Annotated in this window: 10 protein-coding genes; 5 read left to right on the forward strand and 5 right to left on the reverse strand. The window is 45.8% G+C overall.

The window, feature by feature from the left end; translation table 11 throughout:
• Positions 1-56 precede the first annotated feature (56 nt).
• From L0660_RS01505 to L0660_RS01520, 4 genes are all read right to left on the reverse strand, one after another.
• The gene (locus tag L0660_RS01505; protein ID WP_235157115.1) at positions 57-884 is read right to left on the reverse strand and encodes a LamG domain-containing protein; all 828 of its coding nucleotides are present in this window, start codon (positions 882-884) and stop codon (positions 57-59) included.
• 42 nt (positions 885-926) lie between these two features.
• Positions 927-2429: a RagB/SusD family nutrient uptake outer membrane protein gene (locus tag L0660_RS01510; RefSeq protein WP_235157118.1), complete on the reverse strand. Its 1503-nt coding sequence runs from the start codon at positions 2427-2429 to the stop codon at positions 927-929.
• A gap of 20 nt (positions 2430-2449) precedes the next feature.
• Entirely contained in the window at positions 2450-5464 is a 3015-nt protein-coding gene (locus L0660_RS01515) for a TonB-dependent receptor (protein ID WP_235157119.1), read from the reverse strand.
• Positions 5465-5633: 169 nt separating this feature from the next.
• Positions 5634-8462: a triple tyrosine motif-containing protein gene (locus L0660_RS01520; protein WP_235157120.1), complete on the reverse strand. Its 2829-nt coding sequence runs from the start codon at positions 8460-8462 to the stop codon at positions 5634-5636.
• A 92-nt stretch (positions 8463-8554) separates the two neighbouring features.
• Between L0660_RS01520 and L0660_RS01525 the strand changes: the two genes are divergently transcribed.
• Positions 8555-9931 (forward strand): hypothetical protein, encoded by a 1377-nt coding sequence (locus L0660_RS01525; RefSeq protein WP_235157123.1) that lies wholly within the window; start codon positions 8555-8557, stop codon positions 9929-9931.
• 125 nt (positions 9932-10056) lie between these two features.
• Here L0660_RS01525 and mdh read toward each other — a convergent pair whose 3' ends face one another.
• On the reverse strand, positions 10057-10983 hold the full coding sequence (gene mdh, locus L0660_RS01530; protein WP_235157125.1) for a malate dehydrogenase: 927 nt from the start codon (positions 10981-10983) through the stop codon (positions 10057-10059).
• Positions 10984-11191: 208 nt separating this feature from the next.
• On the opposite strand from mdh, the gene L0660_RS01535 reads away from it, so the two are divergent.
• The 4 genes from L0660_RS01535 (at position 11192) to L0660_RS01550 (ending at position 15298) form a co-directional block, all read left to right on the forward strand.
• Entirely contained in the window at positions 11192-11608 is a 417-nt protein-coding gene (locus L0660_RS01535; protein WP_026631333.1) for a YkvA family protein, read from the forward strand.
• Between the two features lie 69 nt (positions 11609-11677).
• Positions 11678-11878: a twin-arginine translocase TatA/TatE family subunit gene (locus L0660_RS01540; protein ID WP_026631334.1), complete on the forward strand. Its 201-nt coding sequence runs from the start codon at positions 11678-11680 to the stop codon at positions 11876-11878.
• Positions 11879-11970: 92 nt separating this feature from the next.
• A complete protein-coding gene (gene gatA / locus L0660_RS01545) occupies positions 11971-13428 on the forward strand; it encodes an Asp-tRNA(Asn)/Glu-tRNA(Gln) amidotransferase subunit GatA (RefSeq protein ID WP_235157131.1) in 1458 nt (485 codons plus the stop codon).
• 298 nt (positions 13429-13726) lie between these two features.
• A complete protein-coding gene (locus L0660_RS01550; protein WP_235157136.1) occupies positions 13727-15298 on the forward strand; it encodes a lytic transglycosylase domain-containing protein in 1572 nt (523 codons plus the stop codon).
• Positions 15299-15322: the final 24 nt, after the last annotated feature.

Genomic DNA, 15322 nt, shown 5'->3' on the forward strand with positions numbered 1-15322 from the left:
AGCATCGGTTGAGAAAACAAAAGGGAGTGAAGTCGTCGACTTCACTCCCGGCGACATTACATTTTCTTATTGTAGATTTCCGTGATCTCAGCGTCGTTCAGGGCTTTGGTGTAAACCCTGAACTGATCAAGCTTTCCGGTATAATGCAGCATCCACGCATCCGCAGGTGCTTTTATGCCAATGTGTTGCTGAAATCCGCCGATAACAAATTTTGAAGCATTGGTCATTTTCAATGGTCCCAAAGGTGCTTTGTCCTTCACAATGTTGGTAACAGACTCAGCGAGCGGTAATTTCTTCCCATCCACATAAGCAGCGAATTTCGAGGTCGTTCCATCATAAGTGTACGCAACGTGCTTCCATTTGCCATAAGCATTTGGCCATTTGTTCAGGCCGTTTGCATTTTTCGTTTGATCAAATGTGATCCAGTTTCCTGCAAAGTTGAATTTTACCAGCATCGAGTCGCTTTTGGAAGTATTCCCTTCAATAAGCATGAAGGTGTTACCCCAGAAGTCTTCCGTATTGGGCAGCATAAAGACACTTTGCGCGCCACCGTCATGTTTGGCCGTGTTCATCCAAAAAGCAATGGTAAAGCTTTCCATGGTTGCCAGCTTGCCGGCAGATGAATATTCAATTTGCCCGGTGGGAGAACCCTGATAAGCTTTTCCGCTGATTCCCTCTACATAGGAAACCCCGTTGGCGACGCCCCGGCTGCCCCAGATGCTATCCGTAGCAACGCCTTCAAAAGCCCACAGACGCTGTAAAGGACCGTTCAATGACGGGTCGTCATCGGAAATCAAGACCAGCTCCGGCCTTTCAAAATTTTGGCAGGAAAAAATTGAAACGGCTAAACCAAGTATCCATAGCCGGGATGTTATATTTTTCATTTCAATGCGTTTAATGTTGATCAAAAAATAATGGCTCGACTATCAATACTCAGGATTTTGCACAAGCACGCCACCCGATTTGTCAATTTCAGGGCGCGGGATCGGCAGGTAGCGATGGCGGTTTTGGTAAAGATTTTTTCCGGCAGCATGCAAGACGTCTTCCGCAATTCCCCAGCGGACAATGTCAAAGAACCGCTCATTTTCCATCCCCAGCTCCACGCGTCTTTCCTGACGGATCGCCGTTCTAAGCTGCGCCTGATTTCTGGTAACAACTTTCGGTAAAATCGCTGCATTCGTTCCACGAGCCCGGCCGCGAACCATTTCCAGCCAAGCCAGTGCATCCGTGATGTTTTGCTCGCCATCCACTTCGTTTGCAGCTTCGGCAGCCATCAGTAACACGTCAGCATAACGGATAACGCGTACATTCATCCATTGTCCGAAGCGGCTTGCGGTTGCTTCTCTCGTTGCTGGATTGGTGTATGCTTTCTTGTTCCAGTAGGCTCTCGGAATGCTTGTTGTAGCAGGTGGCACACTCTCATTATAAGGGGTATTCACCTGACCTGAATAAAGCAGGGTGGCGTCTTTTCTTGGGTCGCCTTTTTCAAATGCATCTGCTAGTGACTTGTTCGGCGTATTCCAGCCCCAGCCCAAATCCCAAGCTCCCGAACCTCTCACGCCCTGGTGCATTGCGTTATCTATTCCTAGCGAAGTTTGTGTAATGGAATAAAATGCCTGCAGCTCAAAAACCGACTCCGAATTATTCTCTCCTGTTTCCCTGAAATTGCTGGCATAATCACTCACCAGCGAATATTTGCCGGATGTGATGACCTGTTTGGCAGCTGCCAGCGCAGCCGGCCAGTTTCTTCGCCAAAGGTGAGTCTTGGCATGCAATGCATGCGCCGCACCGCTGGTAAGTCTTCCAATGTATTTAGATTCCCACGTCACCGGCAGCAATGCAGAGGCTTCTGTCAAATCAGCATCAATGAGCGCGAAAATTTCATTTACCGGGGACTTCGGGATATTCGCTTCGGACGATTCCCGGACTTTGAAGTCAATTTTTGGAACATCGCCGTAGGTTCTTGCCAGATTGAAGTAGGCATATGCGCGCATGAATTTCGCTTCCGCCTTATTAACCATGGTTCCGGCATCTTGCGCACCCACTGAATCGATGTCGGAAATAACTGCGTTTGCTGCAATGATCAACGCATAGTGGTCTGACCAATAGCTGTTTAAAAGCCATTCATCCTGTGTATATTGGAAATTGTCATAGAAACTTTCCTGTGCTACGCCATCCGTTGTCGAGCTGCCTTTGTCGGCGTCATCTGACCGGAAATTATGGATGGCAAGATAAGGCATAGAGGAAACGCCGAAGGCACGCATTTTGGCATACACACCAAAAACCTGGCTATCAAATGAACCTGCGGGAATGTCTTTTTCGACATATCTTCCCAACGGCTCGCGATCCAGGAAGTCGCTGCAACCGGACAGAACCAGCAGGCTGAAAACCGTCAGGATAGAGATTTTATTTATGAATTCACTTTTCATATTTCAATGAGATAAGATTTTTAGAAATTCAGGTTGATGCCGAATGTATAAATGACAGGCACAGGATAGGTTCCGTTGTCCACACCAAAAGCAGTAGTGTTACCGCCAATTTCGGGCGTAAATCCAGTGCTGTTCGTGAACGTTTTTAAGTTTTGCGCATTCACATACAAGCGCAGGGATTTCAGACGGAGACTTTTCAATGTCTGAGAGGTGAAATTGTAACCAAGCTGCACATTTCTGATGCGGAAGAAACTGCCGTCTTCGATCCAGTATGACGAAGGAAGATAGTTATTGGCACGTGACGTGTTCAAAACAGGCTCCCAGTTTGAAGTACCCGGCCCGTTCCAACGGTCCATTCTTTCGGTTTGGTAATTGAATTGCGCGAATGTGCCACGGTTCCACTGACGGAAAATTTCATTTCCATAAACACCATTCAAATCAATACCCACATCAAAACCTTTGTATTTAGCAGAAACGGAAGCGCCATAGGTGAAATCAGGCGTTGGGTTCCCGATCAATGTTCGGTCAGCTTCTGTGATAGATCCGTCACCATTAACATCCTTGTATTTAATGTCGCCGGGTGAAACTTCTCCGATTGTACTGACAGGAGATTTGATGAATTCAGCTTCTGACTGGTAAATTCCGTCATGCACGTAACCCCAGAAATAACCGATCGGGAAGCCTTCCGTTGTCCGTGATGCACCGTTGATGATGTCGTAGCCTTTGGTAGAAAGCTTCTGTACCTTGTTGTTAATGGTGGTTAGGTTACCACTGATAGAGTAGGAGAAGTCGTCTGTTACATCCTGGTTCCAGGTTGCAGCGAATTCAAATCCATGGTTTCTAACCTCGCCGAGGTTACTCAAACCGGGAATTGTGCCTGCGATTCCGGGCACAAGCACCAGAATGTCTTTTGTAAGTTTGTTGTAGTAATTTGCTTCAACCGTCAAGCGATTTTTCAGCATATTAAACTCGACGCCGCCTTCGTAGGCAAGCACTTTTTCCCAGTGCAGGTTCGGATCGGCAATGTATTCGTTTTGAAGCCCGGCTACGATATTTTCTCCAAAAACACCCGAATTGGCCGCCGTAAGCGTAGGGTAGGCGGGATAGCGATACTTGTCATCGATATTTTGATTACCCAAAATCCCGTAAGAACCTTTCACTTTCAAGTAGTCGAAAACACTTTGATTTTTGAAAAAATCCTCCTCACTAACAACCCATCCTAAACCAACTGCGCCGAAATCCTGCCATCTGCCTTTGCCGAGAAAAGCGGAGCTTCCGTCCCTCCGGTAAGAGGCGTTAACCAGATATTTTGATTTGTAGTTGTAAAGAATACGTCCCAGATAGGATAATGTAGCTGATTCCCAGGCAGAACCGGAACCGGTCCTGGTTGCTGCATCACCCACATTATCCGTATACCAGAAACGCGGATCATTCGGAATGGCAAAGCTGCTTCCTTGTCTTACTGTGGAGGCAGTTTCTTCAAAGCTTCGGTAATAAGTCGTTATACCACCCAAAACAGTCAGGTCGTGGTCGCCGAATGCTTTTTTGTAGGTTAGCAGATAGTCTTGTTGCAGTTTTGGGAAAATGTTTTGCTTCTGGTTCACAACGGTCTGTCTGACAACGGCATCCGTTTTGTCCTCACCTACGATCTCGGGATTATATGTGTTCACCAGCGGCTGGTAGTTGCGAATGGTGTTGAAGCCATAATCCGCATATAAAGAAGCCCTGAATGTGAAATCTTTAAGGAAAGTAAGTTCGCCGTAAATGCTTCCAACTGCGCGATATTCTCTTAAAATCTCCGTGCGTTTCTGCAATTCAACATCTACAAGCGGGTTATTCACCTGTGCACGCTGAAAATCAGGCAATGTGTGATACAGGCCGTATTGGTCGTTGAACACCGGTGCAATTGGTGCAGCCAGGATCGCGCCGCCTACATTCTTCTTTTTATCGCCAAATGGCGTAGCGCGGTAGCCGCTGAACGTTAGCCCGAATTTCAGGTTTTTGTTGACTTGAAGTTCGTCGTTGATGTTCAGAGTCAGTTTTCCGTATTTTTCGTGCTTGATATTTCCTTCTTCCTGCACCGTTCCGATGCCCATATAGAAGCGGTTCTTTTCTGTCGCGCCGGATATGCTGATGTTATTGTAGTTCAAAAAGCCGCTCTGGAAGATCTGATCCTGCCAATCGGTGTCGCCCGTCCAGTTTGTGTAGTTGTATGGCGCGCTGCCCTGATTTGCAAGCTGTTCATTATAAAGCTCTTTGAATTGGGCCGCATTGGTCATGCTAATGCGGTCGGCAACTTGCTTGAAGCCTACGGATGAGTTGAAATTAACATTCAATTGCCCCGCCTTAGCTTTTTTCGTGGTTACAGCAATGGCACCGTTAGCGCCCCTTACCCCGAAAATAGCCAGTGATGACGGGTCTTTTAGAACCTCAATGGACTCGATATCAGCAGGGTTAATAAAGTTAATGTTATCATTCAAAATCCCGTCCACGATGTAAACAGGCTTTACACCATTAATAGAGTTCGTTCCCCTGATCCGCACATCCGGTTCTTCGCCGGGGCGGCCTGAATTCACAACGGACAAACCGGCCACTTTTCCTTGCAGTGAAGTGATTGGGTTAGCAGAAGGCTTATCGGCGATTTCAGCGCCTTTGATCGTTACAATGGATCCGGTCAGGTCCCTTTTACTGGCTGTACCATATCCGATCACAACAACTTCACCCAGTGCTTTTGCATCTTCTACCAATGCCACATTAATGGTCGTTTGTGTGCCAACCGTAACTTCTTGCGCCGTCATACCAATCATTGAAAAGACCAGGACCGACTGAGCAGACGGAACTGAAATAGCGTAATTCCCCTCGGCATCGGTCGGCACTCCTGTGGTTGTTCCTTTGATGAGAACACTGGCCCCGGGAAGAATGGAGCCGTCAGAACTTGACGTGACTTTTCCTGACACACTAATTTCCTGACCATAGCTGATGAGGCTGACGGACAGGAAAACCATCATGTACAGTAATCGTACAATAGTTTTCATTTAGGTTATAATTTGGTTGATTGAATTATTATAAGATTTAATTGTCTTCAAATTTAAGTTCCAAGACAGCCAGTAATCAAATAAAGCACTACATCACCACTACATCAATGAGAATAATGCAAGGATTTAGGCCTGTAACTTAGGTTTGTGAAGGATTAGTACAATGTGGCTAAATATCCATCATGAACTGAACGAGATTGCCATCCGTACCTAATCCCAATTTTTTGCGTAGCCGGTAGCGCTTTATTTCCACACCCCGGATTGAAATTCCCAGAACAGGCGCCATCTCTTTGGTCGAAAGATTCATACGAAGGCACGCCGCCAGGCGGAGCTCAGAGGGGGAAATTGTGGGAGCGATTTGACGTAGGCGTTTGAAGAATTGTTCATGGACCTCGTCGAAATTTTGCTCGAAAAGCATCCAGTCGTCCTTTCCGGCCACATTTCGCTCAATGCTATTCAATAGTTTCTGATAATGAATATTCGGGAGCTGCTGGCCCATTTCGGCTTTAACTTGCTTTAATTCATCCCGTATTTCTTCCAGAATTTCATTTTTCCGTACAACATTAATGGCAATGTTGCTGAGCTGCTGGCTTTTACCTTGAATGTCGCTCTGCAATTTCTCATTCTGGATCTGCATGATTTGCCTTTCGTTGGCAAGCTGTTGCTGGCGGAGTTTCTCTTCCTGCTCCCGCATAAGCCTGTTCCGATGCCGGCGCAAGCGTTCTTCCTGGTAAAGGATCAGCCCTACAAATACGAGCCCTATCAATGTTATGAAAACGATCTTAGCGATTAATGTCTCGCGCCAGTAAGGCTGAACACTGAACTGATATGCTGTAACACGATCATTCAGGTTGCTTTTTACTTCAAATGTGTATCTCGTGGATTCGAGATTTGTAAACTCCACAAAATTCTGGTCTGTCCATTCCGACCATTGATCCGACAGTCCGCGAAGGCGGTATTTATATTGTGTGCTCTGCCCATACACCGGCAATGCAAAATTGATTCGTAACGAGCGCACATTAGAAGGAAGCGCGGGCTTTCCCAAAATGCTGAATGATTGCGATAAATTCCTGAGGTTAGCAACCTTTCTGACGATGGGCGAAGCTGGCGGCTCAACGTTTTTTGCGCCGGAAGTTCTGTTATAAAGGGCATAGCCATTGTCCAGACAGAAGAAATAATAGTCCTTAGAGACTGGAATAATGGTTTCACTGTTGCGGATCAGCGCCAGCGGCAGGTTGTGGACCTGGTTATCCGAAGCGTAATATGTGATCCGGTTAATGAACACTTTGAACCAATCACCATTCACGCCCGTACGGATCTTGAATGCTTCGTCTTCACTATGCTGCGCGAAATCAGTGGAGACCTGCAATTTGTCGTTCGCATCAGGTTGCAGGAAAACGGAGCCTGAACGAACGTATAAGCGCTTTCTCCATTTCATGATCTCCACTGCGAATTCACCGGGCAAATCGGCAGGCGCCTTGAATTCTTTACACTGGTAAGCGGAATCCAGCGCGGGCGTGAGTTTAGCCATGAATAAACCTCTGTATGCATGTCCGAGCCAGAAAGCGCCTTTTTCGTCCCGGACGATCTGCTTGACGGGAATCGGGGAGATGCCTTTAATGGGATATGCATAGGCCCATTGCTGGCTACTGTTCTTTTTGTAAACATGCAATCCATTGTAAGAACCTTGCAATAAAAGTGTTTCCTGACCAGATTGAATGGGCAGCATTACCCAACCTCCTGTAATGTTGGAAAGCTTCGTAATGCCTTGTTCATTAATGCGGTAAGTTGCATCGTTATGCCCGCAAAGGAGCTGGTCATCAAAAACTTGCAGGTTCCAGGTCTGGCCTTCCAGGCCGGGAACAGGCTGGAAAGGCTCGGTAGAAAGCCATTTTTTTACAAAAACACCCTTATTGGAGCCCACATATAATTTACCCCGCCAGATGGCAGCAGCATACGTCGAACCGAGCGGATTATCATTGGTCTGGTAGGAAATGACGGGTGACGACATTTTGAGCATATCAATTCCCTGATCCAGACCGATCCAGAGCTGATTGCGGCGGTCCTCCGTCAATGCCAGAACGGTGTTGTTTTGAAGGCCGGTCTCTTTGTTGAAATGATATTTCAGCTTGCCATTTTTCTCAATTACATAAACGCCCGACTGAATCGTGCCGAAAACCAGGCTGCTGTCCTGTCTGAGCATTACTGCCCTGTTGATAATGTTTGTTTTAAGTTCTTCCGAAAACGGTATTTTCCAGGGACTAAGCAATCCATCTTTCCAAAAAAACAAGCCGTGTTTGAATGTTGTGATCAGGATCTGGCCATTCGAGAATGGTAATATGGCTGAAACGATCACAGCCGAAAGTGGTTCCGTACCGGCCAGCTTTTCAAATTTCTTGCCTTTTAACTCATAAATCCCTTTACCAATTGTTGGCAGGAACAGCCGGTTTTGTACAAATCTTAAAAACATAAAATTCCCCGGCGTGCTCAACTCCGTAATGTTCTGGCCATCGTACCGGTAAATCCTTGAAAAGGATTGGAAGTAAATGTGTGTAGGCGTTTTGGTAATGTGCCAGATCTCTTCTGTTTTCAGGCTGGCGAAGTTGGCGCTCTTGCTGAGGGAGTGATATTTCAGCTGGCCATCGAATTCTTTTTTCCAATAACCAAACTCTGAAAAGCCACCGACATAGATCCGTTGTTCTTTGGGACTATTTTGGTTGAAAACTTTGCCCATAAGCGTGTTCGGAACGGTTTCATCGCAGAGTACGGTCCGCACTATCTGTCTGTCGGGCAACGGATAGAGCTTCCATGCAGCGCCATCGTATTCCATAAGGCCATCCGAATTGGCCGCATAAATGATCTGATCGGAAGTCTGGTCAATGGCCCAATTCTGATTGTGCGCCTTGTAAATTGCCGACGAATAATTGATCAGAGGCGGGGTTTCCTGGGCCTTCGCGGCGAATATGATTGCAAAAAAAAGGAGTAAAGCCTTCCACAATGCAGCCTTATGATTTTTAGTTAAATATAAAAAAGGGTAGTGTGTCATCTTTTTAACGTGCTATTCGCTATTGGAAACTATAACGTCAATTAATGAAAAAAGTACTCTCTCTCATCTTGCTCAGCGCGTCAGTAACCACGGCGCAAGTAAAGCCAACCGACGACAATACAAGGAACGATATCCGCTACAATCTTAATGATTCCGGCTCACATTACGTCAAATTCACTTTTACCAACCAAACCTGGCTCCGGTTCGACGAAAGCAACCCCGGAACCACCGTTTTAGGCGATCCCAAATCCAACACATTCGACATCGGCCTGCGCCGGACGCGTGTGCAGCTTTTCGGCCAGGTCACCGACCGGATATTTTTCTACACGCAGTTTGGAATGAACAATTTTAATAAAGTGAGCGCATTCCCGGCCTATAATAATGCAGGAACACCCAGCAACCGGAAAATTGCCGCTTTCTTCCACGATGCTTTGGGAGAATATGAAGTGCAGCGAAAGGGCACCAACTTCATCCGTTTCGGTGGCGGGCTGACCGTTGTGAATGGTCTTTCCCGTTTTTCCCAGCCAAGCATCGGGACCATCATGACCATGGATGTTCCTGTTTTCGCACAGGCAACAGTGGATCAAACGGATCAGTTTGCGAGGAAACTTAGCGTTTACAGCCGAGGGCAGATCGGCAAGTTGAATTACCGCGTAGACGTTGCGGATCCGTTTCCTATCGAAACCAATGGTGCCGTTCCGCCAGCTCCGGGCTTGAATTCCGTTTTTGCACAACGTAAAAACCACAAGCAGTTCCAGGGTTTATTAATTTATAACATTTTTGACACAGAGGACAACACCACACCGGGATATATGACCGGGACATACCTCGGCAAGCGCAAAGTTCTGAACATTGAAGCGGGTATTATTTCTCAAAAGAATGCGACGTGGCGCAGGGAAAATGCGGATACAGTTTACAATAACATGACGCTGTGGTCTGTGGCCGCATTTATGGATATGCCTTTGAATAAAGATAAAGGAACGGCTGTTTCGGCATATCTGGGCTATTTTAATACGGATTATGGCAAAGGTTACCTGCGTTACAATGGGATTATGAACCCTGCAACGGGCACAACGCAGGCCATTCCGGGCGCGGGCGCTACGCATGGTAATGCTTACCCGATGTTTGGGACAGGGAGCGTCGTGTATGCGCAGGCAGGATATAAATTTAGGGATGGATTACTGGGAAGTCAGGGCACATTAATGCCGTATGCTTCCCTGCAACATTCTGATTATGAACGTTTGCAGGATGCTTTGAACGTATATAATATTGGTGTAAACTGGCTTATCAAAGGACACACCGGTAAAATCTCACTCAACTACGAAAACCGGCCGGTTTACCAAGCCAGCACGGTTGCCAACGAGCTCGCTGCGTACACGCGCAGAGGAACATTCGTGCTGCAATATCAGATCTCTATCTAATGTGTCTCAAATAAAAAAAATGTCATCAATGCAGAAACCAATCCCCGCATTGATGACATCCCCAAAAAATTACCCGTCATCTTAAGATGGCGGAAATGTCAAAAAATATTATTTATTTTTTGGCATTATAAATTTAATGCTCCATTCATGGATCTAACTGCCTCTGCTGATTTTTCAAAAGCAGCTTTTTCTGAATCGGTTAGTTCGAGCGGGATGATCTTTTCCCAGCCTTTTCTACCTAAAACAACAGGCACGCCCATACAGATATCATTCTGGCCATATTCGCCTTCCAGATAAACGCTGCATGGAACAATGCGTTTTTGGTCGCGCACGATGCTTTCAACCAAAAGCAATGTTGCTGCACCCGGCGCGTACCATGCCGAAGTTCCGATCAGTTTGGTCAATGTTGCGCCGCCTACCATCGTGTCAGCTGCCACTTTTTCCAGTTCGTCAGTAGAAAGAAAATTGCTTACCGGAAGACCATTGTAAGTCGCCATCCTTGTCAACGGGATCATTGTGGTATCGCCGTGACCACCGATCACCATTCCGTGGATATCCAGCGGAGAAACGTTCATAGCCAATGCCAGATACGTTTTGAAACGTGCGCTATCCAGGGCACCGCCCATTCCGATTAGTTTTTCTTTTGCTATGCCCGATTCTTTCAGTGCCAGGTAAGTCATTGTATCCATAGGGTTGGAAACAACGATGATGATGGCATCAGGCGAATATTTTAGAATATTTTCAGTAACTCCTTTTACGATTCCTGCATTGATTCCGATCAGCTCTTCACGTGTCATACCAGGCTTGCGCGGCAGACCGGAAGTGATTACAACGACATCAGAACCCTTGGTTTTTTCATAGTCGTTGGTTGACCCTACGGGTTTGGTATTGAAGCCCAGCAAAGCTGCTGTTTGGTACATATCCAGTGATTTTCCTTCGCTTACACCTTCTTTTATATCCAGTAGAACGACCTCCTCAGCCAACTCACGACGAATAATATTATCGGCAGTAGTTGCACCAACGGCGCCTGCTCCCACAACAGTAATCTTCATAAAGAAATATGGTTAATTGTATAGAAATTAATGCTTTTTAAATTTTCTCCTAAAAGTAGGACACATAATTTGTTTAAACCAAGCGGAATGTAATTTTTTGCCGGAAAAGTCCGGGGCTCGATCCGAAATGCAATTTTTTACGTATCTTAATAGTTATATCGGCATTATTAACCACTTTTTCTTGCTGTATACGATGAGCAACGAGTCAATGATATCTAGAATATTAAAGTCAATTTTTTTCAAGAAGGCAACCGGAAAGGCCGGCCGTTATGTGCACAATTCTGCGCGGCTGTTTGAACTTGCGAAGGATGTAATGGGCAAAATGAATCAGGTTGGGTTCAAAGGCGGCCTGGCCGAAGTGGCTGGCAGCGTTCAAGTCCTGATCCGGATGGTTCGGGCTTATGCTTCCGGAGAATATAAGGGCTTGCCATGGAAAAGTCTAATTTCGGTGGTTGCGGTGCTGATCTATTTTGTATCACCTATTGACCTGATTCCTGACTTTCTGCCCGTAATTGGCATCGCAGACGACGTCGCATTGATCGCTTGGCTGATCAAGACACTGGGCAGTGATATTGCAAAATTCAGCCAGTGGGAAAAGAGTGAAAAAACGATTAACATAGGATAAAACAGAACCGTTTAGTAGTTTCTGTAGAAAAGAATTTTTATTTTTGTAAACATTAAAAAAGAAACAGACATGGAATCAGTAACCGTTTTGGCATTTATGGGATTAGGTGGACAAGAGATCTTTTTGGTTGCCTTGTTCGTTTTACTATTCTTCGGTGCGAAGAAAATTCCTGAGTTGATGCGCGGTTTGGGGCAGGGTATCAATGAATTCAAGAACGCTACTAAAGACGTTAAGGAAAATATTGAAAAAAGCATGGAAGACCCCAAATAACGCTTCCATCTTATTGAAAGTTATAACACAGAGCCTCTAAGGTATACTTATTGGCTCTGATTCTTTATTTACAACCCCACAAAGAAATTACATTGAAAGAGTATCTGACGCTGGCCGGGATTCAGGAAGATTTGCGTGGAGGCAATTTGACGTGCGTCGAGTTAGTGAGTCATTATTTGCAGAATATAGAGGCTAATCAACACCTGAATGCATTCGTTGAAGTTTATGCGGATGAAGCCAGGAAAGCAGCCATTGCCGTTGATGAAAAATTGGCCAGCGGAACTGCCGGAAGGCTAGCCGGAATGGTGATCGGACTCAAAGATGTGCTTTCGCACAAAGGACACGGTTTACAAGCCGCCAGTCAAATCCTTAATACATACATTGCTCCTTATACTGCAACGGCGGTTCAGCGATTGCTGGATGAAGACGCTATTGTGATCGGGCGGCAAAACTGCGATGAATTCGCAATGGGTTCGTCCAATGAAAATTCATCATTCGGGCCGGTTTTGAATGCTGCGGATAACACCAAAGTTCCGGGCGGTTCTTCAGGCGGTTCTGCGGTGGCGGTGCAAGCTGGCCTTTGCCATGCGTCTCTCGGAAGTGATACGGGCGGTTCTGTAAGGCAACCCGCAGCTTTCTGCGGTGTTGTGGGCGTAAAGCCATCTTACGGCCGGATTTCCAGATACGGTCTCATCGCCTATGCATCGTCTTTCGACTGCATCGGCCCCATTACCAAAAGTGTTGAGGACGCCGCGTTGCTGATCGAAATCATGGCTGGTCCGGATAATTTTGACAGCACGGTTTCTAACAAAGAAGTGCCTGCATATTCTAAAAATCTGGAATGGTCCGGCAAAGCCAAAGTCGGTTATATCCGGGAGAGTGTTGAGAGCGAGGCGATTTCTTTGGAAATCCGCCAGCAAACGCTGGAAGTGTTGAACCGTCTGCGCGCCGAAGGGCACGAAGTAACGCCGGTAGAAATTCCATTGCTCGATTCGCTGCTGCCTACTTATTATATATTGACAACGGCCGAAGCCAGTTCCAATTTATCCCGCTTCGACGGTGTCCGTTACGGTCATAGAAGTGCGGAAGCGACGGATCTGGAAAGCTTGTATAAAAAGACACGCACGGAAGCTTTTGGTGAAGAGGTGAGGAGAAGGATACTATTGGGTACTTTTGTTCTGAGCGCAAATTATTATGACGCATACTATACCAAAGCGCAACGCGTTAGAAGATTGGTGCAGGAGGAAACGAACCGGTTTTTCGATCAGTTTGATTTTCTGATTACACCGGTAACGCCAACTACCGCTTTTACAATTGGTGAAAAAACCGAAAATCCGTTACAAATGTATCTCGCTGATATTTTTACAGTGCAGGCAAATGTGGTTGGGAATCCGGCTGTTGCGATCCCTAACGGGCTGGACGAAAACGGGATGCCTATTGGAATTCAGATAATGGCTCCTTATTTTGGTGAGTTGAAAATGCTGGCTTTTGCCAATTATTTAACCGATTTGAATAAAAATTCGGCATTGAGATCGGATACAAATCATTGAGAATCAAGTAAATGCTTTTGCATTTTTTTTATTTTCACATTTGTTAAGCAGTGTTTGTATCTGTATCCATGTTAAGTAGTAAAAAATCGTGCCGGGATAACAGGCGGTTTGAGATTTGTTGTTCCGAAGCGGAATTTTGTGAGTAAAGCGTAAAATGTATTAGAGATTATTCTAGTTCATCAGGCAGATTTTCAGAACGTTGGAAATCTTAACAAGGAAATTTTATTTGTAACAGTTGATTTACAAATAGTAGCCATTGAAAACCGGGAATTGATTAACCTTCAAAAAACATTTATTGATGAGGATTTCGAAAAAAGTATTGTGGCTCGGAGCCATGTGTGTAGGATTTGGATACGTGCCGGCTATGGCAATAATTCCACAAGAGAAGTTAGCATTCGAGCAGGATACACTGGAGAAAATAGTTGCAGCAGAAGAAATGGCGATCCCCGCTCTGCCCGCTGTTGAAGAATTTGGGAATACACCGGCAATTCCGGAAGAACTGTTGAAAGAGCGGTTTGCCAAACTGGAAAAATCAATTCCCCTTACTTACCACAAAACTTCCCACGAGTTTGTAGAGTATTTTATTTACAAAAAGGCAGAATTCACTCAGACAATGATGGAGAAGATGCCGCTCTACTTCCCCATTTTTGAAAAAACGCTGGCCAAGCACGGTTTGCCGACAGAACTTAAATATCTGTCAATGATCGAGTCGGGGCTTAACCCAACCGTGATCTCTCATGCAAGAGCAGGCGGTTTGTGGCAGTTCATGCCGGCGACCGGCCGTGAATTTGGTCTTTATCAGGACAAATACATTGACGAACGCTTCGAGCCTGTGAAAGCGACCGAGGCTGCCTGCCGTTATCTGAAACAACTTTACAATATTTTTGGTGACTGGGAGCTTGCATTGGCTTCCTATAACACAGGCCCGGGCAATGTGAAACGCGCCATGCGCCGCTCACGCGGAACCACGTTCTGGACCATCTATAATGTCCTTCCCCGCGAAACCCGCTCATATGTTCCGCAATACGTTGCGATGAACTATATGATGAACTATGGTAACGACCACGGTATTTACCCGGCCCAAACCGAGTTTCAGATCCCCAACGACACCATTCATATCAACGGCTATATTGATTTGCTGGCATTCTGCAAGAACAGCAACATTAATTTTGATGACATTAAGAAATTAAACCCGCAAATCACCAAAACGTCCCTGCCGGACCAGACCCGGGATTTCGTACTCAAAGTGCCAAGTATGCAATATACTTACCTGGTTAGCAACCGGAACTCCATCATGGATTCCTGCACCCGCAGATTGCTTCTTCAACCGAATGTAATGGTTGCAAAGCTGGATAGCACTGCATTGGACTCGATGGGTAAAAATCCTGCTTTTCCTTATGCCACAATGGTTAGCCAGCAATCAACTTCGGAGTACGACGAAGATCTGGATGAAGAGCATGACGAAATAGTTTTACAAAAGACACGTACAAAAAGAGCTACACACACCGTTAGAAGAGGAGAGAGTTTAAACTCGATCTCAAAGAAATACAGGGTGTCGGTTTCCGAGCTTAAAAAATGGAATCATTTACGCCGCACCAACATTGCCAGGGGTCAGCGTCTGGTGATTCTGAAAGAAGTGAAAGAGCCCGTTCGCGCTTCGAGAGTTGCAGCAAATTCGACTCCTGCGGTTAAAAAGGAAATTGTAAGAAATGACAGGCATACTAAAAAGCGTTACCATACAGTTCAGAAAGGAGATACGCTCTGGATTATTTCCCAACGTTACGGACTGGAAATAGGACAATTGAAAAAGAAAAACAGAATCAGAGGAAATGCGATAAAACCAGGCCAAAAACTGATCGTTTCCAGCTAGTGAACAAGAGTCAATTACACATAC

Origin of the sequence: Dyadobacter sp. CY351, assembly GCF_021502625.1 — a bacterium.
Lineage (GTDB): Bacteria > Bacteroidota > Bacteroidia > Cytophagales > Spirosomataceae > Dyadobacter > Dyadobacter chenhuakuii.